General features: G+C 52.1%; 24 protein-coding genes. 13 read left to right on the top strand and 11 right to left on the bottom strand.

Annotation, left to right across the window (positions count from 1 at the left end; translation table 11 throughout):
* Nucleotides 1-17: 17 nt before the first annotated feature.
* From NG42_RS04210 to NG42_RS04195, 4 genes are all read left to right on the top strand, one after another.
* Nucleotides 18-1,457, top strand: coding sequence for a serine/threonine protein kinase (locus tag NG42_RS04210; RefSeq protein WP_052898008.1), 1,440 nt, complete (start codon nucleotides 18-20; stop codon nucleotides 1,455-1,457).
* A gap of 350 nt (nucleotides 1,458-1,807) precedes the next feature.
* Entirely contained in the window at nucleotides 1,808-2,071 is a 264-nt protein-coding gene (locus NG42_RS04205; RefSeq protein WP_052898007.1) for a hypothetical protein, read from the top strand.
* A 44-nt stretch (nucleotides 2,072-2,115) separates the two neighbouring features.
* Nucleotides 2,116-3,429 (top strand): dTDP-4-dehydrorhamnose 3,5-epimerase family protein, encoded by a 1,314-nt coding sequence (locus tag NG42_RS04200; protein WP_052898006.1) that lies wholly within the window; start codon nucleotides 2,116-2,118, stop codon nucleotides 3,427-3,429.
* Nucleotides 3,426-4,619 (top strand): MFS transporter, encoded by a 1,194-nt coding sequence (locus tag NG42_RS04195; protein WP_052898005.1) that lies wholly within the window; start codon nucleotides 3,426-3,428, stop codon nucleotides 4,617-4,619. Before NG42_RS04200 ends, NG42_RS04195 begins: the two co-directional genes overlap by 4 nt.
* A 41-nt stretch (nucleotides 4,620-4,660) precedes the next feature.
* Here NG42_RS04195 and NG42_RS04190 read toward each other — a convergent pair whose 3' ends face one another.
* A complete protein-coding gene (locus NG42_RS04190) occupies nucleotides 4,661-5,338 on the bottom strand; it encodes a gamma-glutamylcyclotransferase (protein WP_052898004.1) in 678 nt (225 codons plus the stop codon).
* A gap of 177 nt (nucleotides 5,339-5,515) precedes the next feature.
* The gene (chaB, locus tag NG42_RS04185; protein WP_052898003.1) at nucleotides 5,516-5,746 is read right to left on the bottom strand and encodes a putative cation transport regulator ChaB; all 231 of its coding nucleotides are present in this window, start codon (nucleotides 5,744-5,746) and stop codon (nucleotides 5,516-5,518) included.
* Between the two features lie 387 nt (nucleotides 5,747-6,133).
* Between chaB and chaA the strand changes: the two genes are divergently transcribed.
* Both chaA and NG42_RS04175 read left to right on the top strand, forming a co-directional pair.
* Nucleotides 6,134-7,225 (top strand): sodium-potassium/proton antiporter ChaA, encoded by a 1,092-nt coding sequence (gene chaA, locus NG42_RS04180; RefSeq protein WP_052898002.1) that lies wholly within the window; start codon nucleotides 6,134-6,136, stop codon nucleotides 7,223-7,225.
* 261 nt (nucleotides 7,226-7,486) lie between these two features.
* A complete protein-coding gene (locus NG42_RS04175) occupies nucleotides 7,487-9,178 on the top strand; it encodes a PipA/GogA/GtgA family type III secretion system effector (RefSeq protein WP_052898001.1) in 1,692 nt (563 codons plus the stop codon).
* 50 nt (nucleotides 9,179-9,228) lie between these two features.
* Here NG42_RS04175 and NG42_RS04170 read toward each other — a convergent pair whose 3' ends face one another.
* The 7 genes from NG42_RS04170 to hemA form a co-directional block, all read right to left on the bottom strand.
* On the bottom strand, nucleotides 9,229-9,642 hold the full coding sequence (locus NG42_RS04170; protein WP_052898000.1) for an META domain-containing protein: 414 nt from the start codon (nucleotides 9,640-9,642) through the stop codon (nucleotides 9,229-9,231).
* A gap of 185 nt (nucleotides 9,643-9,827) precedes the next feature.
* Nucleotides 9,828-10,682, bottom strand: a complete 855-nt coding sequence (gene kdsA / locus NG42_RS04165) for a 3-deoxy-8-phosphooctulonate synthase (protein ID WP_052897999.1) — start codon at nucleotides 10,680-10,682, stop codon at nucleotides 9,828-9,830.
* Nucleotides 10,683-10,717: 35 nt separating this feature from the next.
* Nucleotides 10,718-11,527 carry an invasion regulator SirB1 gene (gene sirB1, locus NG42_RS04160; protein ID WP_052897998.1) on the bottom strand — a complete coding sequence of 270 codons (810 nt, stop codon included), beginning with the start codon at nucleotides 11,525-11,527 and terminating at the stop codon, nucleotides 10,718-10,720.
* Nucleotides 11,524-11,922: a SirB2 family protein gene (locus tag NG42_RS04155; RefSeq protein ID WP_052897997.1), complete on the bottom strand. Its 399-nt coding sequence runs from the start codon at nucleotides 11,920-11,922 to the stop codon at nucleotides 11,524-11,526. The genes sirB1 and NG42_RS04155 overlap by 4 nt, the downstream gene beginning before the upstream one ends.
* A gap of 16 nt (nucleotides 11,923-11,938) precedes the next feature.
* Nucleotides 11,939-12,775: a peptide chain release factor N(5)-glutamine methyltransferase gene (gene prmC / locus NG42_RS04150; protein WP_052897996.1), complete on the bottom strand. Its 837-nt coding sequence runs from the start codon at nucleotides 12,773-12,775 to the stop codon at nucleotides 11,939-11,941.
* Nucleotides 12,775-13,857 carry a peptide chain release factor 1 gene (gene prfA / locus NG42_RS04145; protein ID WP_052897995.1) on the bottom strand — a complete coding sequence of 361 codons (1,083 nt, stop codon included), beginning with the start codon at nucleotides 13,855-13,857 and terminating at the stop codon, nucleotides 12,775-12,777. Before prfA ends, prmC begins: the two co-directional genes overlap by 1 nt.
* 69 nt (nucleotides 13,858-13,926) lie before the next feature.
* On the bottom strand, nucleotides 13,927-15,183 hold the full coding sequence (gene hemA / locus NG42_RS04140) for a glutamyl-tRNA reductase (RefSeq protein ID WP_052897994.1): 1,257 nt from the start codon (nucleotides 15,181-15,183) through the stop codon (nucleotides 13,927-13,929).
* Nucleotides 15,184-15,414: 231 nt separating this feature from the next.
* Between hemA and lolB the strand changes: the two genes are divergently transcribed.
* The 6 genes from lolB (at nucleotide 15,415) to NG42_RS04115 (ending at nucleotide 21,331) form a co-directional block, all read left to right on the top strand.
* Nucleotides 15,415-16,047 (top strand): lipoprotein insertase outer membrane protein LolB, encoded by a 633-nt coding sequence (gene lolB, locus NG42_RS04135; protein ID WP_052898030.1) that lies wholly within the window; start codon nucleotides 15,415-15,417, stop codon nucleotides 16,045-16,047.
* Nucleotides 16,044-16,901 (top strand): 4-(cytidine 5'-diphospho)-2-C-methyl-D-erythritol kinase, encoded by an 858-nt coding sequence (gene ispE / locus NG42_RS04130; protein ID WP_052897993.1) that lies wholly within the window; start codon nucleotides 16,044-16,046, stop codon nucleotides 16,899-16,901. The genes lolB and ispE overlap by 4 nt, the downstream gene beginning before the upstream one ends.
* A 144-nt stretch (nucleotides 16,902-17,045) precedes the next feature.
* Nucleotides 17,046-17,993, top strand: coding sequence for a ribose-phosphate diphosphokinase (gene prs / locus NG42_RS04125; RefSeq protein WP_013201847.1), 948 nt, complete (start codon nucleotides 17,046-17,048; stop codon nucleotides 17,991-17,993).
* Between the two features lie 44 nt (nucleotides 17,994-18,037).
* A complete protein-coding gene (locus NG42_RS23750; protein WP_277619507.1) occupies nucleotides 18,038-18,172 on the top strand; it encodes a hypothetical protein in 135 nt (44 codons plus the stop codon).
* 384 nt (nucleotides 18,173-18,556) lie between these two features.
* Complete coding sequence (locus tag NG42_RS04120; protein ID WP_052897991.1) at nucleotides 18,557-19,705, top strand: GGDEF domain-containing protein; 1,149 nt, start codon at nucleotides 18,557-18,559, stop codon at nucleotides 19,703-19,705.
* A gap of 69 nt (nucleotides 19,706-19,774) precedes the next feature.
* Entirely contained in the window at nucleotides 19,775-21,331 is a 1,557-nt protein-coding gene (locus tag NG42_RS04115; protein WP_156321997.1) for an alkaline phosphatase D family protein, read from the top strand.
* Nucleotides 21,332-21,367: 36 nt separating this feature from the next.
* Here the strand turns inward: NG42_RS04115 and ychH are convergent, their stop codons facing one another.
* Nucleotides 21,368-21,649 (bottom strand): stress-induced protein YchH, encoded by a 282-nt coding sequence (gene ychH, locus NG42_RS04110; RefSeq protein ID WP_052897990.1) that lies wholly within the window; start codon nucleotides 21,647-21,649, stop codon nucleotides 21,368-21,370.
* Nucleotides 21,650-21,927: 278 nt separating this feature from the next.
* Between ychH and pth the strand changes: the two genes are divergently transcribed.
* Nucleotides 21,928-22,515, top strand: a complete 588-nt coding sequence (pth, locus tag NG42_RS04105; protein WP_052897989.1) for an aminoacyl-tRNA hydrolase — start codon at nucleotides 21,928-21,930, stop codon at nucleotides 22,513-22,515.
* A 199-nt stretch (nucleotides 22,516-22,714) separates the two neighbouring features.
* Here pth and NG42_RS04100 read toward each other — a convergent pair whose 3' ends face one another.
* The gene (locus NG42_RS04100) at nucleotides 22,715-24,196 is read right to left on the bottom strand and encodes a SulP family inorganic anion transporter (RefSeq protein WP_052897988.1); all 1,482 of its coding nucleotides are present in this window, start codon (nucleotides 24,194-24,196) and stop codon (nucleotides 22,715-22,717) included.
* Between the last annotated feature and the right edge of the window lie 256 nt (nucleotides 24,197-24,452).

Here is a 24,452-nt window from a genome sequence, read left to right as displayed (position 1 = left end):
CTCAGAGAGTGTCAAATATGTCGGCAAATGAGCATCAAAAAACCGTGCCAAATGCATTACCTGCCGGGCACCGTTTCAATGAATTCGAGATCAAGGAAGTGATTGGCGGCGGTGGATTCGGTATTGTCTATCGCGCCTGGGACCATTTATTAGAACGCACTATTGCCATCAAAGAGTACATGCCCCTTTCACTGGCGATGCGCAACGAGGATCTGAGCCTTGGCCTGCGCGGTGAACGTTACCATAAAATGTTCCATGCCGGGCTGAACAGCTTTATTCTGGAAGCCCGCCTGCTGGCGCGCTTTAATCACCCCGGCCTGCTGCACGTGTTGCGTTTCTGGGAAGAGAATGGCACCGCTTATATGGGCACGCTCTACTACAGCGGGATGACGCTGAAAGAGTGGCAGCTGACCAGTCCGCAAGCGATAGACGAGAGCTGGATCCGCCAGCTGCTGTCGCCACTGTTTGGTGCAATCAACACCCTTCATCGCGCCGGTTATCTGCATCGCGATATCTCTCTCGATAACATTCAGATTCAGGAAAATCAGCTGCCGGTGCTGCTGGATTTTGGCTCAGCGCGTAAAGAGATTGGCAACCTCGCGGATGAAACCGAAATCATGCTGAAGCCAGGCTTCGCCCCGATTGAGCAATACAGTGAAGAGAGCGACAGCGAGCAAGGGCCGTGGACGGATATCTACGCGCTGGGTGCGGTTCTGCATACGCTGGTCACCGGTAACCCGCCACCGGCCAGTGTGGTGCGCTGTATTGAAGATAACTATCAGCCGCTGGCGCAGCTGCAACCCGCAGGCTATTCGCTGTCACTGCTGCATGCGATTGATTGCGCGCTGGCGATGAAGCCGGAGGATCGTCCGCAAAATATCGACGCACTGGCAGCATTAATCGATCTGCCGGTCAGTGAGGTTCAGGAGCTGGTCAGCGCGGTAACTGCACCGAATGAAGAAGCGGAGGAAGCAGAAGAGACTGCCGTTCCTGAAGCGGTGATCCTCGCGGTTAACCCGACCGCCGGCGCGGCAGATAATCTGGTGACGCCAACCACGCCGCGCCGCCTTTCCCCTGCCCTGATGGTGCTGAGTGGCGTGGCGCTGCTGGCGGTGATTGCGCTGACGCTGTTTATCAATCGCGATAACAGCGGCAATAACACCGTGGAACATGCCGCCTCCGTCAGCAGCATTCCTGCTGCGGTCGATCCGGTGGCAGCAAGCGCCAGCGATGCGCCTGCACTGGCTACGGTGTATCTTAAGCTGAAAACCGGTGAGTCGTTGGTGCTGAACGGTGAGGCAATGGATATCAAGCCCGGTAACAAGGGTTTTGCTGTGCTCCATCTGGCCGCCGGTGAATATAACATTGAACTGCGCCAGAAACAGGGGGTGCGGGCGCAGACAGTGAAGATTGACCGCGCGGGCACCTGGCTGATTAATCCTGGACAGCAGCAATAGCGAAGGCCGGTCAGCAACGCTTTTCAGTAATGAAAGGTCAATTTAGCTATTCGAACGGAAACGCCTCTTCTCACTTAACCGGGACCCAACATATCGGGTCTCGTTTTCTGCATAATTACTTTTGACACTGAAATAATCGTGTTAATTAACAGCATTCTTAACCGGAATTATCACAATTTAATAATCATTTAATTGATTATAATATTAAAAGATTTTAATTAAAAATTCTAAATCATTGACAGGTCGTTGACACCGGTGATATCAATATCGTCGGAATAGACGTTGCATTCCTTCTGTATTCTCAACTCAAACTGACGGGTAATTTAACACATATCTAAACGAGGTGTTTTATGATTAAACTTTCAGAAGTTGCAAGAATGTATAAAGATGCTCCCGTGATTGTCGATCAAGATATTGAAACTAATGTCTTTACCGATATGATTCTGCAAACCAGAAATGCCACCACAGCAGCAATCGACAAGCTAGCCTGGCTGGCTGGCATAAAGAACGCTCCGGCAGATGATAAATATGCTCAGTTGAATACCAGTAACCTTTGCACATTGTTAAGCAGTGCTCAGGAAGCCGGGTATGATATTGAAATAGTCAATATTTAATCACAAGAGGCAGCTCAGGCTGCCTTTTTACACAGGGCGATAATATGAGCCATTATATCGAAGAACTTAATAGCGATATGTTGATAGCAGGCCTGCACTGGATTCCTCGCTGGCGAATTAACAATGGTCAGAAAGACTCATTTGTTATTCCCTTTCCGACCACTTATCCTGTTAATATTGTTTATCATGGAGAGAGCAAGTTTAAGTATGGGCAATATGGCATTCACCTTGGCCAACAGGATACGTTAACGTTTCTCGGCGATGAAAAGCAGAGAATACTGGCGAAATTTATTGACTGCCGTAAAAACTCAGTCACCTTCAAACAAAGAATGAGCTTTTATATCACTCCCTCATCAGAAAAAACACTCATCATTCCTCCCGGGGTCGCACATACTTTCCATAACTTAGAAAATATATTCACTTTGAATACCTATAAAATTTTTCTGCCGCCACTGGAGCAGTTCCCTCACGGCACGACGCAATGGTCGCCAGAAAATGACATTATCAACATACCGGAAGATATCCTGACAGAAGAGATCGTGGGGTATCAGCCCATGTCAGAAGCGGCAGCGGATTTAGTTTATCATCGGGTGGCAGATTTTCAGGCCGAGCACTTACAAAAGCATCAGTATCAACATGCAGAAACACGTGAGTTCATGCTGGATGATGGTAGGAAGGTCAATTTGAAACTGAGGGAAAAAATCGAGGAAAGCAGTCATACTGACTTAGCTATCTCCAGGATCAATGGCGTATCATTCAAAACCCTACCCTCAATTAAAACCGGAAAAGAGAGCGGCATTATTCCGCTCACGAGGAAAACCCCTTTTTATCTTGTCGAACACGGAACAAAGAATTATGACTTTGACTCCTATGGATTGCATCTTGGGCAGGAAGATCATCTGATTTTCCTTGGCAGCAAAAAACAGCCGATCACGCTGATGTTGGTTGATATGCGAGAAGGTTCGGATACCTTATTTGTTGAAGAAGAGCTGACATTTTATCCTTCTCCTGACGTTGAACTTATTATCCCGTGCGGAGTTGCACATGCCCTGCTTAATATGGCAAAGATCATTACTGTCAATCGTCCGATTATCTATCTTGATAAACAAGGTGATTACTTGCCAGGGCATGATGTTATTGACTGGCCTATTGAGAACACCGATTATATCAGTTACAAAACTAACCCGACAGCAGCTGATATGGATTACTATATTGAGATGGTAGCCAGACAACATGAAATGATGAAAGATCTTCCCAGCCATAACACACCGAAATCGGTGGTAGTCTACGATGAAAGCACGGGAAAATATGTGAAAGTCCTCTTAAAAGAAAAAGTACAAGACAAGGCAACCCCATGACCACCCGCTTATTTTCCCTGCTATTTTTAGTGCTGACCGCTGACGGATTAATGGTGTTTTTAACCCCGGTGGTGGTGTATATGCTGACCGGAAGCCTGGCGTACTCCGGATTATCTTATGCCATATGGTGGTTACCGCGCCTGATTCTGATACCGTTAATCGGGAAATATATTGATAACACGGGCGTCAGGCCGTTATCGATTATTTCTGACTGCATTAAAGTTGCCGGGTGCTTGTTGCTTATTTTCAGCAACTTTACCGATCCGTTGACTGTGGCTATTGCCTTTGGTGCCGTGGGTAGCCTGATTTCCATCGGCAACTCGCAGACCATGATTGCCTATGAAAAGCTGATCGCCACGTTAAGCGTACAGCGTGAGCACCATGTTAATCTGATGGCAAGGATGGACTTCCTCGGCATGATTATTGGCCCGATAGTCGGAATGCTGTTAATTGATTACGGCTATAAGAATCTGCTGCTGATACCCTGCGTGTTTTATTTGATTAATGCCTGGTACTTTTTCCGCGCTGCCGACCAGTTAAACACCGTTCAGCTAAGTGAATCATCATCTACGGCACCTGAGCAGCAGCCGTTCAATCGGTTTATCGCCTTACGTTTTATCTTGTCCACGCCGCTGGTGCTGGCGATTATCGGGCTGGCGTTGGGCAATAATATGTTTGATGGATTAGTCGAATCATCAGGCACCGCGTTAATCGATAAAAATATGCAGTTGCCGGTTAAATACTTCGGGCTGATTGATGTGGCAGCCGGCGTCTGTGGCGTGGTCGGCACCTATGTTTATGGTGCTATGCTGACAATGCTCTCCAGAAGGCTGCTTTTATCTTTTGGCTTAGTGATGATTGTTATTCCCTCTTTGCTGTTAATCTTTCATACCTCTTCCCTGACGATATTTATTTTATGCTATGCCCTGACCATTATCGGCAAGGTGATTACCGGAAATATAAACAGAATAATAAGGATCGAAATTATTCCAACATCCATACTGGCCAGTGCTTCATCGTTGGTGGTGTTGTTCTGCCAGTCGATCCTGCCGGTGGTCGGGTTTACGCTGTTCTTGCTGGCGGGAAATAATGGCGCGGTGCACTACCTGATGCTGTGCGCGGTTTTGATAAGCTTACTCTCCGGGTTACTGCTGTTGATGTTATTCAGACCTGAAGCGACGGCGAGATAAGCAGGCCAGCAGCGGCATTAGCGCCGCTGCTGGAAAAACGCTTACCCCTGCATTCCGTGATGACAATTTTGCAACTCGCGCACCTGCTGTACTAAATCTGTCAGACAATCATCGTGCATACCACGATTTTTTAGCTCCTGATCCAGCGAGTAGAGATACTGCGCATTGGTGCCTAACGGCCCGCTGGCATGGGCGATTAATGGCGCAATGGTGGTTGCGCAACTGTCAGATTCATACAATGGATGGCGCGGATCCATCACAAACACCAGCGCGGTCACTTTACGTCCGTCATCCAGCGCCAGCTCACACCAGGTCGGCAGGTAACAGCCGGTAATCATTTCGCGCTTCCACAGCAGCTCAAGCTCTTCATACAGCTTCTCTTCCGGTAAGCGAAATGCCAGACCACTGGTGTTCCCGCCCTCTTTCAGCGCCAGCATACGGCCAGGCTGATGATGAGTACCGCGTCCGGCAGTCAACCGTAAACAGAATGCGCGATGCCAGCCTTGCAGCGTGCCACTGGCCACCTCATCTGATTCAAAGATCGGGTTCCACATCAGTGACCCATAGCCAAAAATCCACACCGGGCTGTTATCCGGACGGCAGGTTAATGCTGCCGCCAGCGATGCTGCGCGCTGTTCGCAGGTCCACAACAACGACTCCTCGATGGAACCAAAAGCAGTTTTACAGTCTGCTTTTAATAAGAAATCCCGCGTTAACATATGAACCTCCCGTGCCACAGCTTTACTTCCCTGTTACTGACGAGCGTTTTTTCCAGTGAGTTATTGATTTGCGCACTTAGCGTTACGCTTACTCCCTTGACCATATTCATTTATTTGTTGGCGATCAAGTTCGACGTCGGTCAGCAGACAAAAAAGTGTCATCATTCGCCCTGCGGTTCACTGTGTTTTATGCCATTTATCATCTTCGCCTTTCTGGTACTGATGCTTTACCGCCGCCCAGGCCACTTTATGCGCCACTTCCTCACGCGACTCATCGCCACGACGCTCCTGCTTATCCTGATACTGCTCCCAGGCACTGTTAAACGCTTCCTTGTAGATCTCCTGAGCATGGGACGGCAAAACATTTTTCACATTGTCGGGTAACGAACGTTTCGTCTTATAAGGCATAACCTTGTCTCCTTTCTCCACACACTTTCTAAGCCTGGCGCATTTGGCAGAGAGTTCAAGCCCCTGGTTTTAACAGGGTCAGCTTGAAACGGCGTTTAGCCATCATTTATCGTTGTTACCGGCGAAGGAAAGCACCATAAAAACCTGAATTCAGCCTTTCTTCAGTTAGCTAACATTCAGATTAAGTTAAGGATAATCGGGATAACCCTCATTTATCAGCGCTGTAGCATGGATCTCAGGATAACGGGTAAAATAACGTAAAGTTGAATAATTTTAAGGCGAAGATTGTTACACTGTTACAGCTTGTAAAATAAACAAACCGCCATAATGCTTAGAAGCCTGGCCTCGGGTTTCTGCGAATTGCACTGATTAAGGAGATGAATGCCTATGGGAGCGCAAGAAGGCTCAAAAACACGTCATAAAGAATTTTCACTGATCTTCCCCATTATCGCGCTGGCCGTGCTGGCAATGTGGGGCTCATCGCAATCACTTCCTTTTGTCGTCGGCATCAATGTGCTGGCATTGATCGCCATTCTTAGCAGCGCATTCAGCGTTGTCCGCCACGCCGACGTGCTGGCGCATCGTTTAGGTGAACCCTATGGTTCATTGATTCTCAGTTTATCGGTGGTGATTCTTGAAGTCAGCCTGATCTCGGCGCTGATGGCCACCGGCGACGCCGCACCTGCGCTGATGCGTGATACCCTTTACTCCATTATTATGATTGTCACCGCCGGTCTGGTGGGCTTTGCTCTGCTGTTGGGTGGCCGCAAGTTTGCCACTCAGTACGTGAATCTTGCCGGGGTTAAGCAGTATATGATTGCCATCTTCCCGCTGGCGATACTGGTCCTGGTGTTTCCTAATGCGCTGCCGGGCGGCAACTTTACTACCGGTCAGGCGTTGTTGATCGCCGCCATTTCCGCCTCAATGTATGGCGTTTTCCTGCTGATTCAGACCAAGACGCACCAGAGTCTGTTTGTTTACGAACATGAAGATGATGGTGACGACCCACATCACGGCAAGCCTTCGGTACACGGTAGCGCCTGGCATACCACCTGGCTGTTGGTGCATCTGGTTGCGGTGATTGCCGTGACCAAAATGAACGCCAATCCGCTGGAGTTCCTGTTAACTGAACTGAATGCACCGGCCCAGTTTACCGGCTTCCTGGTGGCGTTACTGATTCTGTCCCCGGAAGGTCTCGGCGCGATCCGTGCAGTACTGGCCAACCAGGTGCAGCGCGCAATGAACCTGTTTTTTGGTTCGGTGCTGGCGACCATCTCATTAACTGTTCCGGCAGTATCGATTATCGCCACGCTGACTGACCAGCAGCTGATTTTCGGTCTTGAACCCCCGCATATGGTGATGATGATCGCAGTGCTGATCCTCTGTCATATCTCATTCTCGACCGGACGCACCAATGTGCTGAACGGCACTGCTCACCTGGCACTGTTTATCGGTTATCTGATGACGATTATGCTGTAACCACCGCCTGTAAAACCCTCGCGGAGCCTGTCGCCTGGCAGGCTCCGCGAAGGCTAATCTGACGCGCCCCTGCTCGCCACTCTCTTTCATTGCTGGCTTAACTCTACAGATCCTGATCTTTTGCGGCGACAACAGCGCTTTTTGGTGGCGCTCAGAATTGAACCGTGGAAGCTATTATCCTGACCTTAATGCCGCGGTAGTCGCCACTCACCCTCGCGCGATGACGGATAACTGTGATTAATTACTCAGGCGGACTGAAATATGTATATGCACACACTTCCACCACTCTCTTCTCAGATGCCTGCCCCGAACGGACAGCATCATGTTGCGGATCCCATTCTTGAGCACCAGATAAAATACCCATCCGCTGTGCGTCTGGCGCACAGTCAACTGGCCAATAACAGCGACATTATCTGCCAGCCCTACGAGCTGGTGAATAATCTTTTTCAACCAATGGATAATGGTATTCGCCAGGCGATTGAACCGGTTTTGCAGGATGCCTATTTGAAGTCGGCGACTTTTCGTTGCTTATATCACTATTGGGTTGAACAGCATCGCGCGATTCCGGATGCGAAATACACTCTTCAGCGCAGCGATACCTACAATATTGCCATCGTCGCAGATGAAATCCCGGTCTGTGGCCACGTGCTGGCGCTTCATTTACATGCGCAGGAGGATAAACTGCTGCCGTTTCCAACCACGACTGCGCTATCGGGCAATATTTCAGGAGAGCGCGCGTTGATAAATCTGATAGTTGGCATGCTGACCGGCCTGCTGGAAGTGTCTGATACCTCCCCTCAGCGAGGCCCGATTACCGAATGGGCCAACCTTATTCAGAGCGAGCGCGGTGCTGACGAGCCCTGTCAGACCCTCGGCGCGGCGCCAGAGATTGCCATGACCGCCACCAGCAGTGAAGTCATTAAACTGGAGACGCTTTTGCAACGCGTGAATGCTATTGACAGTGAGGCTCCTGATGGCATCCTGCAGGCCGTCAAACTCATTGAGACCTTTATTTTGCGAGAATCGTTGCTGATCGGGCAGACCACAGACAAAGTGTCAGAGGATTATTTCAGCATTGTGACGCAACATTTCCCGCACTTTCTTGCACACTACAGCCGGGTTGGGGTAGTTATGGCGGTTTTCCGTGGCATCCCAACCATTAAGAAAAGTGAAACCGCATTATTTCATGTGATGCAACAGCATGCCTGGTTTAAAGATTTGCCGCCCGAGAATTACTGGCGATTATCACTGGACTGGAATAAGCAAACTACGCATTCGAAAACCAGCTTTGAAAACGAAGCCGGATTTATGTCCGGCATGAATAACGGCTGGATATTTATGCTGGAAAATATTAATAAGCGATTTGACAGCCATATTTTCAGGCAGCTACATGATAATTGCATCAATCAGGTCTGCCGCTACGACACTAATGGGGTTGCGGTTTATTTCGAAACCGGCTATCGAAGTTGCACTATGGGTTTTCAACTCAAGATGGGGGTATACCTGACACAAACCGGGCGGACTGAACGATTGGCGTTATTTAAACACTATCCCTGCTTAACCAGAATGGTGGGGACAGGTGAAGATTATTATATGCGCGATCCCTATTTGCGAACGCCTGAGGAACACCAAAAAAACGCTGATAATTTTATCGCTGAATATCATCATAACGTGGCATTAGCGGGCGGTAATAAAGAAGAAATAGAGAAACAGATTGTCAGGCTCTGTGTCATTCTTGAGTGGGCGCATCTGTTTGAGGATGGTAACGCCAGAACCATCGGCATTTTGTTAGTGAACTTCCTGCGCCTGCAAAATGGCTTACCACCGACGATTATGTTGAATCCCAATAATTTTGATGGTCATTCCACCGATGAACTGGTGGCGGAGATGAGACTGGGTGAACAACGCTTTCGGTCATTACTGGCGGAAAAAAAACCACGGAATATGCCTTAAACCACAAGCAGGCAAGGAATCGCTTGCCTGCCTGTTTTCAGATGTTGTTTTTACTTAGCAGCCTGATACTTCAGCGTATGACCGTTGCCGGTCAGGGTTAAACTGCCCTGCTCCAGCTTGAGGGTCGCACCGTTATTTAATACATCGCTAATCACGCCATCCCAGTTCGACAGCTGACTATCGCTGCACATCATGCGCGTCGAGCCGATCTGTTTCACCGTCAGCACATCGCCATTCAGTTCGCCCTGGCCGAAGAAGCGGTTGCACATGACGCCGCTGACGCGTAAATCGCTGCTGAACGCGATTTCCGGCTGTTTCTGCGCGTCGTCACTGACGTTAACGCCATCAACGCTTTGTAAGCTGAAACTGTGATTTGCCAGCTGCTGAGCATCGATACCACTTTCATCACGACTGCATCCGCTTGCCATCAACACCAGCAATGCCAGTGGAAGGATCTTTTTCATGCTACTGCTCCTTATCGGGATTTTCCATCATGCGGGTAAGCTGAGCGATAATATGCTGACTAAGCCCCTTTCCGGCAAGCAGATTTATCTTTAAGCGCGCATGGCAATTGTAATGTTTTTTGAACAGAGACAGGAAGGGGTCAGACAGAAGGGTAAGGCCCGCACAGCAGCGGGCCCCGGGACGATCAGTTGCTGGTATCCAGCTCAGGGAAGCTTTTAACCATATCGTCAATCGCTTTCATCTGCTTCAGGAATGGCTCCAGCTTATCCAGCGGCAGCGCCGACGGACCATCACACTTGGCGTTGGCCGGATCCGGATGCGCCTCGATAAACAGACCAGCAAGGCCGACTGCCATACCGGCGCGCGCCAGTTCGGTTACCTGACCACGACGTCCGCTGGACGCGGAACCAAATGGGTCGCGACACTGTAATGCGTGGGTGACGTCAAAAATCACCGGGCTGCCGTTAGTCACTTGCTTCATTACGTTGAAGCCGAGCATGTCGACCACCAGGTTGTCGTAACCGAAGTTAGCACCACGGTCACACAGAATGACTTTATCGTTGCCGCCTTCCGCGAATTTTTCAACGATATTGCCCATCTGGCCCGGGCTGACAAACTGGGGTTTCTTGACGTTAATCACCGCACCGGTTTTCGCCATCGCTTCAACCAGATCGGTCTGACGCGCGAGGAACGCAGGCAGCTGGATCACATCAACCACATCCGCCACCGGCTGCGCCTGGCTCGCTTCGTGGACATCGGTGATCACTTTCACACCAAAAGTCTGTTTCAGTTCCTGGAAGATTTTCATCCCCTCTTCCAGTCCCGGACCGCGATAAGAGCGAATCGATGAACGGTTAGCTTTATCAAATGACGCTTTAAATACGTAAGGAATACCCAGTTTTTCGGTCACGGTGACATAATGTTCACAGATACGCATCGCCAGATCGCGAGATTCCAGCACATTCATACCGCCAAAGAGTACAAATGGCAGATCGTTTGCGACGTTGATGTCGCCAATGTTAACCACTTTTTGAGTCATGCCTTCGCCTTTTCCTTTCTTCAGGTCTGCACCGCTTAGTGAAGCGTAACCTGTTTATGTTCGATAGAATGAATTTGTACTTTAATCATTTCACTGACCGGATCTTCCGGGCACTGCTCAACGAAATAGGTCAGGTCAGTCAGCGCGATATGTTCACACTCCAGCTGAGCGTAGATCAAACCGCGATCGCGAATTTCATACGGATCGTCAGGATCAATTTGCAGCAGCACATTGCTGACATTCAGCGCCATTTCCATGCGCTTCTCTTCCATCAGTGCCGATTTCAGCGTATCCAGCATTTTGCGGATAACCGTGGTCGACTCGGCTTCTTCCAGATCGTCTTCATACAGCTCAGCCGTCGGGCTGATATTGCCCTTCAGCCACACTTCCAGCGTATGTTCATCAAGGGTTTCGCCGTTAAACGGATTAATCAGCCACATTTCGCCATCGAGCCAGTCGGCGCGCAGAATCAGCTGGGTCGGGAAAATCACCGGCAATAACGGCACATCCAGCTCTTCGGCAATATGCAGCAGGATAACCCCGAGTGAAACTGCCGTTCCCTGACGGCTTTTCAGCACGTTATCCAGCCACAGCGCATCCGACAGTTTATAGATGCCGCTGGCACCGCCAAAGCCCCACTGCTGATAAAACAGCTCGAGCAGTTTTTCCAGCTTTAAATCTTGCTGGGTCTCGGCGGCCACATACTCCCGCGCCTCAGCGACCAGCGCTTGCAGTTGAGAACCCACGTCATCGGTTGGAAAATCATCGCGTATCGCCCGCGATGCGGCAATCACCGCTTCACAGAGCGGTGATTCAGAAATATCAAATTTGGCTTCGGACGTCATACAATCCCCAACAGTGGCACTTTACTTGTGGCCAGCTTAATGATGACGAAAATCACCACTAACGCCACGAGGAAGGCAACCCAGCGTACTTTATTAGCACGCGGTCGCCGTCCAAGGACGATTGCGCCGAGCACGATATAGATAATAACGCCAAACAGCTTCTCAGTCAGCCAGCTACCTTGCGGTGAAAACGGATAAAAATGGGTAATGTTTACCAACAGAATACCGGAAATAAACAGTAAGGTATCATTCAGATGGGGAACAATGCGTACCCACCGGCGTTGCAGCATGGCGGAACCCGCCTGCAACCAGTAAAAACGCAGGATAAACATAGTGATGGTGATGGCAACCGTCAGCAAATGAAAGTGTTTGATTGCTCCATAATAAGCGGCCATAAAAAAATCCTGTTCTCTATGATAGTAATTTCTGTCCGACGGTAACGCGATCGTTGCCGCCGTAATCCTGACAGGTTTCCACCTGCAAAAACTGGTGCTGACGCAAAATTTCCCGAACGTCTGCCGCCTGTTGCCAGCCATGTTCCAGCAACAGCCAGCCGCCCGGCTTTAAATACGTCGGCGCAGCGGTGGCGATCTGTTTGATATCGGCCAGCCCATGATCGTCTGCCACCAGCGCGCTAAGAGGTTCAAAGCGCACATCGCCCTGTAACAGATGCTGGTCTTCGGCATCAATGTAAGGAGGATTGCTGACAATCATGTCAAAACGGCGTTCTTCCAGCGCGGAAAACCAGTCACTGCGCACAAAGTGGCTGTTGGTCAGCTGTAATCTGTCGGCATTATATTGCGCCAGCGCCACTGCTTCTTCAATGCGGTCGACGCCAGTTACCCGACAGTCCGGGCGCTCGCTGGCCAGCGCCAGCGCCACCGCACCGGTTCCGGTACCCAGATCGAGTAATGAGGCAGGCACTGCGGGCAGACGCGCCAGCGCCTGTTCAACGAGGATTTCAGTATCGGGACGGGGAATCAGCGTGGCGGCAGAGACGCGCAGCGGCAGTGACCAGAATTCGCGTTCGCCAGTGAGGTGCGCAATCGGCTCCCCGTGCGCGCGGCGGGCGATTAACGCCTCCAGCTGCGTCAGTTGCTCAGCGCTCAGAAGCGTATCATCAAACGCGATCAGCCAGCTGCGAGATTTGCCGGTGACAAAGCCGAGTAAGATTTCAGCATCGCGTTTTGGGCTGTCACCGCCGCACAGCGCGGCGGTAGCAGCTTTTAGCCAACTGCGTATATCCATTAATCCTGCTCAGACAACGCGGCCAGCTGGTCAGCCTGATATTCCTGCACAATCGGCTCGATCAGCGTATCCAGTTTCCCTTCCATCACTTCATCCAGACGGTAAATGGTCAGGTTAATACGATGGTCAGTCACACGTCCCTGCGGGAAGTTGTAGGTACGGTTACGGTCCGAACGGTCACCGCTGCCCAGCAGGTTGCGGCGGGTTGACGCTTCTTCCGCCTGACGTTTCGACATTTCCGCCGCACGAATACGTGAACCCAGCACCGCCAACGCTTTGGCTTTGTTTTTGTGCTGCGAACGTTCGTCCTGACACTCCACCACAATCCCGGTCGGTAAGTGAGTAATACGGATGGCGGAATCGGTGGTGTTAACGTGCTGACCACCGGCACCGGAAGAACGGAAAGTGTCAATTTTCAGATCGGTCGGGTTAATATCCGGCAGTTCGGCTTCCGGCAGTTCCGGCATCACCGCCACGGTACAGGCGGAGGTATGAATGCGTCCCTGCGACTCGGTTTCCGGCACGCGCTGCACGCGGTGGCCGCCCGACTCAAATTTCATCCGGCCATAAGCCCCGTCACCAATCACTTTGGCAATCACTTCTTTATAGCCGCCGTGTTCACCGTCGTTGGCGCTCATCACCTCAACGCGCCAGCGGCGGGTTTCCGCATAGCGGCTGTACATACGGAACAGATCGCCGGCAAAAATCGCCGCTTCATCACCGCCGGTTCCGGCGCGCACTTCGATATAACAGTTACGCTCATCATCGGGATCTTTCGGTAACAGCAGCAGTTGCAGCTGTTGCTCCAGCTCTTCGCTGCGCTCACGCGCCTCTTTCAGCTCTTCCTGCGCCATATCGCGCATTTCCGGGTCGGCGATCAGCATTTCGGCGGTTTCGATATCTTCCTGCACCTGCTGCCACTGACGGAAACACTGGCTGACATCGGTAAGCTGGGCATATTCGCGAGAAAGTGCGCGGAAACGATCCTGATCGGCGATCACGCCCGCATCACCGAGCATCGCCTCCACTTCTTCGTGGCGCTCCTGCAAGGCTTCCAGTTTGGCAACAATAGAAGTCTTCATGTGGTGTTATTTACCTTGTAAATGGAGTTCGTTAAATGGGTAGTGTCGCGGAACTGCCGGTGACACTACCTAATCCAGCCCGAGGCTGTCGCGCAGGATCTGCAGACGTTCGTCATCGCCATCGCGAGCGGCCTGCTGGAGAGATTTGGTAGGAGCGTGAATCAGACGGTTGGTCAGTTTATGAGCCAGATCGCGCAGAATGGCCTCTGCATCGCCACCCTGTTGCAGGGCAGAAAGCGCACGTGCTTCCAGTTCCGCACGCACCTGATCGGCCTGCGAACGGTAATCACGGATGGTTTCTGATGCGCTTTGCGCACGTAGCCAGGCCATAAACTCACCGCTCTCTTGTACCACGATGGTTTCGGCCTGAATGGCGGCGGCTTTACGCTGCGCCATATTTTTTTCGATAATCTGCTGTAAATCATCAACGCTGTACAGATAGGCGTTGGCCAGCTTACCCACTTCCGGTTCCACATCACGCGGAACAGCAATATCCACCAGCAGCATCGGCTGATTACGCCGCGCTTTCAGCGCACGCTCCACCATCCCTTTACCAATAATCGGTAATGGGCTGGCGGTAGAACTGATAATGATATCGGCTTCTGCCAGACGGGTATCGATCTCCGCCAGGTTGACCACTTCCGCCCCCACTTCATCCGCCAGCAGCTGGGCGCGTTCACGGGTACGGTTAGCGATAATCAGTTTTTTAACTTTATGTTCGCGTAAGTGACGCGCTACCAGCTCGATGGTTTCACCGGCACCAACCAGCAACACGTTGACCGTTGCCAGTGATTCGAAAATCTGACGCGCCAGTGTACAGGCGGCAAACGCCACCGAGACGGCACTGGCACCGATATCGGTTTCAGTACGCACGCGTTTCGCGACGGAGAAGGTTTTCTGGAACATGCGCTCCAGCTCACTGGAGAGCGAGTGGCCACGCTGCGAGTCGGCGAAGGCTTTTTTCACCTGACCAAGAATCTGCGGTTCGCCCAGTACCAGCGAATCGAGACCACTGGCGACACGCATCAGATGGCTGACCGCCTCATTGTCGTGATGCCAGTAGAGACTTTTTCTCACCTCATCAGCACTGAGCTGATGGTAGTCGCACAGCCAGCGAACCAGCTGCTCTTGCAGGTTCTCTTGCTGTTCCACACTCAGGTACAGCTCGGTTCGGTTACAGGTAGACAGGACAACGCCGCCCTGCACAAGTGGCTGCGCCAGCAGGCTGTTAAGGGCCTGTTCCAGCGTATCCGGCGAAAAGGTAACGCGTTCGCGCAGAGCAACAGGTGCCGTTTTGTGATTAATTCCGAGGGCCAGCAGTGTCATGGTGATTAGGTCTGGATATCCCACTCTTGATAGGGTTTTGTGCAGCGCATTCTACAAGATGCGCGAGATCAATAAAAGCCATACAGAGCATATGCATTAACAAGATATAGTCGATTGCAGTCAAATAAGACAATTTGAGCATTGACGGCTTAAACGCGGATGGTTAGCGTTAACGGTTAGACTGGGCAAGCATGCCCTGATTGCGTCTGAGGAGATGACCACGCTATGACCATGAAGCTCGTTACGAAAAGGGACTGTCGCCTGCTGCGCCTCCTCCCGCTGGCCAGCGTTTTGCTGGCAGCCTGTACCCTGAATAAACCGCAGGGGCCAGGTCAAAGTGTCACCTCTCCCCAATGGCAACAACATCAGCAAGCGGTTGAAAAAATCACCCAGTATCAAACCCGTGGCGCTTTTGCCTATCTCTCCGAAAGGCAAAAAGTTTACGCGCGCTTTAACTGGCAGCAAACCGCGCCGGATCGCTACCGTTTACTGCTGACCAACCCGCTGGGCAGCACCGAATTGCAACTTGATGCGCAAGGCTCAGTGGTTCAGCTGGTCGATAACAAAGGCAAACGCTACGTCAGCGATGATGCGGAGAAGATGATCACTCAGCTGACCGGGATGGATATTCCGCTGGAGAACCTGCGCAAATGGATGATGGGTCTGCCAGGCGACGCCACCGACTATGCGCTAAACGATCAGTATCAGCTGCGTGAGCTGAACTACAGCCGCAACGGCCAGAACTGGAAAGTCAGCTGGCAGGATTACGACAGCAAAGTGAACCCGGCACTGCCGGCGAACCTGGAACTGCGCGAAGGCAGTCAGCGTATTAAACTGAGAATGGACAGCTGGACCGTTAAATGATGACCACCTGGCCCGCTCCGGCAAAACTGAATCTGTTTCTCTATATCACCGGCCGTCGTGCCGACGGCTATCACAATCTGCAAACGCTGTTCCAGTTTCTGGATTATGGCGATACCCTGACCATCACCCCGGACAGCAGCGGCGAAATTAACCTGTCGACGCCGGTTGACGGCGTACCGGACGAGCAAAACCTGATTGTGCGCGCCGCGCGTCTGCTGATGCAGCATGCCGCGACTGCCGGTACGCTCCCCCCGCAGGCCGGTGCCACTATCGCCATTGATAAGCAATTGCCGATGGGCGGTGGCCTTGGCGGCGGTTCATCCAACGCCGCGACAGTATTGGTCGCGCTGAATCATTTATGGCAAACCGGTTTTGATTTCGACCAGCTGGCGGCGATGGGATTAACCCTCGGGGCCGATGTGCCGGTATTTGTCAAAGGCCATGCGGCGTTTGCCGAAGGTATCGGCGAGCAACTGTTGCCGGTTAACCCGCCGGAAAAATGGTATCTGGTGGCGCATCCTGGCGTCAGCGTACCCACGCCGCTGGTATTTAATCACCCGGAGCTGAAACGAGACACGCCAACGCGTGATTTTTCGACTATTATGCAGGCAGGTTTCAGCAATGATTGTGAAGCAGTCGTAAGAAAACGTTTTCGTGAGGTTGAAGAGCTTGTTTCCTGGCTGCTAGAATACGCGCCGTCGCGCCTGACAGGAACCGGCGCTTGCGTGTTTGCAGAATTCGACACCGAGTCCGAAGCCCGTCAGGTGCTTGAGCTGGCCCCGAAGTGGTTACGGGGATTTGTTGCGAAAGGGGTTAACCTCTCTCCGCTGCACCGTAACCTTTCAGGGCATTAAGCGATTACGTGACAGTGTCACCCTGTTCCTGATACTGCACGTGGCGCATTAACACACCCGTATGAAACAGTCGTAATTGGTATGGCGCCCATTGCCAATTACGATTATGTTCATTCTCTGGACGCAAAGCCTGAGGTTCTTCTCGTGCCTGATATGAAGCTTTTTGCTGGTAACGCTACGCCGGAACTAGCACAACGTATTGCCAACCGCCTTTACACCAGCCTGGGCGACGCCGCTGTCGGTCGTTTCAGTGATGGTGAAGTGAGCGTACAAATTAATGAAAATGTACGCGGTGGTGATATTTTCATCATCCAGTCCACCTGCGCTCCAACCAACGACAACCTGATGGAACTGGTTGTTATGGTTGACGCCCTGCGTCGAGCTTCCGCTGGTCGTATTACTGCTGTTATTCCCTATTTTGGCTATGCGCGTCAGGACCGCCGTGTCCGTTCTGCGCGCGTGCCGATCACCGCGAAAGTGGTGGCGGATTTCCTCTCCAGCGTTGGCGTTGACCGTGTTCTGACCGTGGACCTGCATGCAGAACAGATTCAGGGATTCTTTGATGTCCCGGTTGATAACGTATTTGGTAGCCCGATTCTGCTGGAAGATATGCTGCAGATTGGCCTGGAGAACCCGATTGTGGTTTCTCCGGACATCGGTGGCGTAGTACGTGCTCGTGCTATCGCTAAACTGCTGAACGATACTGATATGGCGATTATCGACAAGCGCCGTCCGCGCGCGAACGTTTCACAGGTGATGCATATCATCGGTGACGTGGCGGGTCGTGACTGTGTGCTGGTCGACGACATGATTGATACCGGCGGTACTCTGTGTAAAGCAGCGGAAGCGCTGAAAGAACGCGGTGCCAAGCGCGTCTTTGCTTACGCAACGCATCCGATTTTCTCTGGCAACGCGGTAGAAAACCTGCGCAACTCGGTTATCGACGAAGTGGTGGTTTGTGACACCATTCCGCTGCCGGAAGAGATCAAAGCCCTGCCAAACGTGCGTACTCTGACATTGTCTGGCATGCTGGCCGAAGCGATTCGCCGTATCAGCAATGAAGAATCTATCTCTGCAATGTTCGAACACTAAGTTCAGCGCAGAGTGTCTAAAGCCGGGCTTGCCCGGCTTTTTTTATGCGCCCAGCAAGTGATGAGAGTGGTGAACTGTCAGGCTTGCAGCCCCCGCTGTCACACTGTTTCGCCGCTGGCAGCGCGCGATCTGACGCGCAGTATCTGGTCAGCGGCAATCTGACCCGCGCCAGTGAGTAACTCGGGCCGAGTCCGGCGCAGCTAACCGGGCACTCTTTGCAGGCCTTTAATCCGTTATCACTGATACTGATGGCGATCACCCTGCTTTCCGCGCTGCTGATCTGGCTGTGTCTGCGAGGAAAAAAGCTGAGACAACCAAAAGCATCCTGGAAACACCAAAAACGCCATTAATTGTGCTCAACGTTGTCACCCGGCAGCGCTGAGCATAATATGCTGCCACGCTGCCTGATACTCTCCCACTCCAGCTTATGTCGCTATCTTTCTCCTTTTTTGGCGTAAAATGCACCAGTAAAAACTTTTTTAGTTACGCACCGGGGCTAATTCTTTTTCCACTGATTTATTAGTGGTATTTTGCTGCGATCGCTTATCTGGAAAGTTTCCCCCATGCCGCTCGACGTCTATACCCTTTATATCTGTGAGCTTTTCGTGCTGGGCTTTGTCAGCATCATTATGGTATTTGCCTGGAGTGGCACGCAGTACGATCGGGTTCTGGGCTATAGCTGCCTGAGTATGGGCCTGACCCTGCTGGCGGTGTTCCTGAGCAGTCTGCGCAGTTTCGGTTTCCAGTTTTTACCCATTTTTGTCGGAAATCTGTTGCTGATGCTCGCGTATGGCATGTTACTGAATGCTTTTCGCAGCTTTTGCGGCAAACCCGTACGCTACCACTGGGTACTGGGTGCCCTGATATGGGCAATACTCTGCCTGTTTCCGGGATTTTACCATTCGCTGCCGCAACGGATTTTCGTCTGCTGCGTATTGTGCATTTTGTATACCAGCGCCTTAATTATCCTGCTGGTGCGTTCGCGCGCCAGCCTGCAAGTAACATTCTGGCCTGCCCAGTTCCTGTTATGGGTTCATTTGCTGTTTCATATCGCCCGAATGCTGATCGATACCGGTAGTATCAGTAAAGTGCATGGCGCCATCGGCGGGTCGACTTTTTCACTCTATGTGATTCTGGAATCGATTCTGTTTGTTATTGGCGTCACTTTTACCATTCTGGCGATGGTGAATGAGCGCAGCCAGATTATGTATAAACAGGCTTCACTGCGTGACCCCCTCACCGGGGTCTGGAATCGCCGCGCGCTGTTTAATCAGGCGGATAAACTGACACTGCGCTGTAGCCGCAGCGCCGAACCGCTGTCGGTGATCCTGTTTGATCTCGACCATTTTAAAAGTATTAATGACCGTTACGGGCATTATCAGGGCGATCGCATTTTGCTGGATTTTTGTCAGGTGGTGCAGCAGATATTACCTGCCGACGGCCATTTCGCCCGTCTTGGCGGTGAGGAATTTGCTGCCATATTGGTGGTTGATGAGCCTGCTGCCGCCAGTTTAAGTGAGCAGATCCGCAGCGCGGTACTGGCCTCGCTACCCGATAACGTCAGTTATTCGGTCAGTATTGGCTATACCACCCGCTGGCTGCACCAACAACCGTTTGCTGAGTCAATGGTTGCCGCCGACGAAGCGCTGTATCGCGCCAAAGCCAATGGCCGCAACCGCGTCGAAGCCTTTATTTCGCCTGCGCTGGTGTAAATCAGCGCTGTCACACGGCTTTCACACCGTCCCCTTATGCTTCGCTCTGTCGCTAAAATGGAGAGAAGCATGAATCGCAGAAATTTACTTAAATCAGGACTCGCCTGTGGCACTGCGCTGTTATTGCCGAAAACGGTGTTTGCTAACCCGCTGATCGGTCGCGACGCCCAGCGTCCGGCTACCCCTTCCGGCCTGCAAACCGGGGATGTGTTGCACGATCGGGCAATGGTCTGGTGTCGCAGCGATCGCACCGCACGTCTGTGGCTGGAGTGGGATACGGACGGCAGTTTTCGTCAACCGCAAAAAATTCGTGGCCCCTGGGCACTGCCGGAAAACGATTATATCACCCGCCTCGATCTGCGCGGCCTGCCCGCAGACCAGCAGATTCACCTGCGCCTCAGCTACCGCGATGCTGACCTTAATCATCTGATTTCTGAACCGTTACTCGGACAGTTCCGCACCCCGTCACTACAGACGCGCAGTATCCGCTTTGTCTGGTCCGGCGATACCGCAGGCCAGGGTTACGGTATTAACCCCGACTGGGGCGGGATGCGCATTTACGAAATCATGCGTCAGCAGCAGCCTGATTTCTTTGTTCACTCCGGCGATACCATCTATGCCGACAGTCCGATTGAGGAAACCGTCACGCCAGGCGAAGGTGGCGTATGGAAAAATATCGTCACGCCGGAAGTCAGCAAAGTGGCAGAAACGCTGCATGAGTATCGCGGGCGCTATCGCTACAATATGATGGATGACAATGTGCGCCGCTTTAATGCCGAAGTGCCGCAAATCTGGCAGTGGGACGATCATGAAGTCACCAATAACTGGTCCGACAGTAAGCAACTGGACGATCGTTATCAGGTGAAAAGTGTTGAACTGTTGCAGGCGCGCGCCACCCGGGCGTTTCTCGACTATGCGCCGATGCGCCATTTTGATGACCGCGAGAGTGAACGCGTCTACCGCTACCTGCCGTGCGGGCCACTGCTCGATCGCTTTGTGGTGGATATGCGTAGCTATCGCGGTCCGAACAGCACTAATCTGCAAACCACCCTCGACGACGACAGCGCCTTTATGGGTAAGCAACAAATTGCCTGGCTGTTGGCCGGACTGAAAGCGTCAACGGCCACCTGGAAAGCGGTGTTTGCCGATATGCCGATTGGCCTGCAAGTACCGGACGGAAAAACCGCCGAAGGCGTGGCGCGCTGGGAAGCCATTGCCAATGGTGATAACGGCGCACCCAAAGGCCGCGAGCTGGAGATGGCGCTGCTGCTGAAAGCGATCAAGGATGCGGGAATCAAAAATGTGGTGTGGTTTACTGCCGATGTGCACTATACCGCGGCTCACCATTATCAGCCCGATAAAGCGACATTTCAGGATTTTGATCCGTTCTGGGAGTTTGTCTCCGGGCCGCTTAATTCCGGCAGCTTTGGCCCTAACGCGCCGGATAACACCTTTGGATTGCAGGTGGTGTATCAGAAAGCGCCGGAAAAACAGAATACTTCGCCGCTGGCGGGCTATCAGTTTTTTGGTCAGGTAGATATCGATGCCGATGACCGTAGTATGACGGTGCGCTTAAAAGATGTGGCTGGCGCAACGCTGTTTACTCAACAGTTGCAACCCGCCTGAGTATTCCGGGCGGGGTAGCCCCGCCCGCTAACATGATTAGCTATTATGACGATGGGAAGCACGGCGACAGCGTTTATCTCCGCAGTGACGCAGCCAGTAGTAACGATCCGCGACTTTTTCGCGACCGCTGATACGGGCACCCACCAGCCAGAGCAGCGCACCCAAAAAGATGCTGAAAATCGCGCCATGGGTCATATACTGCGGCAGTTGCAGCTGCGGCAGTTGATTCAGGATCGAGTAACCGACCCCCACAATCATGGTTAACAACCCGAGTCCCATCAGGAAATTACCTGCAACATGTGCATTTTTACGTTTCATCAGTCACCTCCATTACCTGAGTCAAGAGGCAATAGCACGTATTGCCTGGATGCCATAAGTTTAGGAAATGACCAGCATCTTCGATGCGTGCTGGATCACAATATTGACCGATGATTGACATTTCTTTACGTCTAATCGACTGAATTTATATAGAAAATGTATTGTCACGCCACTGAACTACTTTTTTGTTGCCCCTCCAGCCGGGCAATTTTGTAATCCGTACCCTGCCGCAGTAAACTAGCGCCCTTAGATTAAGCACTTATCAGGAACCTACCACTGTGAGCAGTATTAAACTGATTGTTGGCCTCGCCAACCCCGGCGCTGAATACGCCGCAACCCGTCATAATGCCGGTGCCTGGTACGTTGACCTGCTGGCTGAACGCCACAATCAGTCACTGAAGGAAGAGAGCAAATTCTACGGCTACACCGCGCGGCTGAACATTGGCGGCGAGGATGTGCGTCTGCTGGTGCCGACCACCTTTATGAACCTGAGCGGCAAAGCGGTCGCAGCAATGGCGACCTTTTATCGCATCGCGCCGGAAGAGATCCTGGTGGCGCATGATGAACTGGATCTGCCACCGGGCGTGGCGAAGTTCAAACAGGGCGGCGGCCACGGAGGCCACAACGGTCTGAAGGATATCATCAGCAAACTGGGCAACAACCTGAATTTCCACCGTCTGCGTATTGGCATTGGCCATCCGGGCGATCGCAATAAAGTGGTGGGATTTGTGCTGGGTAAACCGCAGGCGGCGGAACAGCAGCTGATTGACGACGCCGTTGACGAAGCCGCGCGCTGTACAGAAGTGTGGTTGAAAGAAGATCGTTTAAAGGCGATGAATCGCCTGCATGCGTTTAAAGCGGGATAATACCGACGGGCAACCGCCGTTTTTCAAAGGGCGGCGTTGTCGCCGCTCGTGCCGAGGGTTAGAACACTGCATGCCATCAGCACGGGAGCCGAAAACGGCTCCCCTACGATATTCCAGAAATCCCGGTAATTTTTCCTTAAACGATCAGCATTAGGCATTTTCGCCGCACGCCTGGCTGATGACCAGCCTGCAAGATAAATCAGGCATCATCCGCCGCCACTTTATAATCGGGATCGTCCAGCTCATGCATGCAGTAAGGTCCGGCCTTCTGCAATAAGCTGATGCAGTCTTCACTCAGATGGCGCAGACGTAAGCTTTTTCCTGCCTGCTGATAGCGGCTGCTGAGCTTATCAATCGCTTCCACCCCGCTGGAGTCCATCACCCGGGTACGGGCAAAATCGATCACCACATTTTGCGGATCGTTTTCCGGGGAAAACAGCTCGGCAAACGCGCTGGCCGAACCAAAGAACAGCGGCCCTTCCAGCTGGTAAGTTTTGCTGTCGCCCTGCTCCTGCTGCTGCAAAATGGTGATACGGGCATGCTGCCAGGCAAACACCAGTGCCGAAATGATCACGCCGAAGATCACCGCCATCGCCAGGTCGGTAAAAATCGTCACCAGCGTCACCGCAATCATAATGACCGCATCGGCCTTTGGCATGCGCTTCAGACGACGCAGCGAGCTCCATTCAAAGGTTCGGATACAGACCACAAACATAATGCCCGCCAGCGCCGCCACCGGCAGTAAAGCAATATATTGCGACAGGCTGACCACAAACAGAATCAGCAGAATCGCGCCGACCGCATTGGAAATCCGCCCGCGTCCGCCGGAGGTAAAGTTAATAATCGACTGACCGATCATTGCGCAACCGGCAAAGCTGCCAAAGAAGCCACAAATCGTGTTACCGACGCCCTGCGCCACACACTCTTGGTTACCCGCGCCCTTTTTACTGCCCATCTCATCCAGCACCGCCATGGTCAGCAGCGACTCAATCAATCCGACCAGCGCAATGATCACCGAGTATGGCAGCACAATTTTCAGCGTTTCCCAGCTCAGTGGCGCATCCGGCAGATGAAACATCGGTAAGGTTCCGGAGATATCGGCTAAGTCACCAACGCGTTTGGTATCCAGATGAAAACCAATCGCAATAGCGCTAATCGCAATCAACGCCGCCAGTGAACCCGGAATAATTTTGCTAATTTTGGGGAACAACCAGACAATCAACATCGCCAGTGCCACCAGCCCGTACATCTGCGGCCCCTGGTTTTTGATCATCGGGATCTGCGCCAGCATAATGACGATTGCCAGCCCGTTAACAAAGCCAAAGATCGCCGGTTGCGGCACCAGCCGGATAAACTTACCGAGGCGAAACACGCCGGTCAGTATCTGAATCACACCGGCAAAAATGGTCGCCAGCAGCACATATTCATAGCCATGCTGGGTAATCAGACTGATTAACACCACCACAATCGAGCCCGCAGCACCGGAGATCATCCCCGGTTTGCCGCCGAAAAACGCCGTCACCAGACCCAGTATAAAAGCGGTATGTAAACCAATGGTCGGTGATAATCCTGCCAGTAATGAAAACGCGGTCGCTTCGGGAATCAGCGCCACGGCCACGACAGAGCCTGCCAGCACGTCATTTTTGACGTCGGTAGCCCTGAGGTTGCTCAGGTTAAACATAATCTATTCACTTTTTTTATTAAAATCAGACTGCTGTGCTGCCGACGAGGCCGGGCACAGTAAGGTTGTCATTCAGACAGCAGCGGCAATCACCGCGCGCAGGAGAGGGAAAACTCAGGGTGGCGTAAGCAGAAATGAGTTCATCCGCGGGGGTCTCCGTTTGTCATGAATGGCGTTAGTATCGGAAAATCAGATCGCGATCACAAGCCATAACTTAACACTCAGGATGAAATCGCCGCCATCCAGGTAATAATTA

Source organism: Winslowiella iniecta (assembly GCF_001267535.1).
Lineage (GTDB): Bacteria > Pseudomonadota > Gammaproteobacteria > Enterobacterales > Enterobacteriaceae > Erwinia > Erwinia iniecta.
This window is presented reverse-complemented; position numbering and strand designations above follow the sequence as displayed.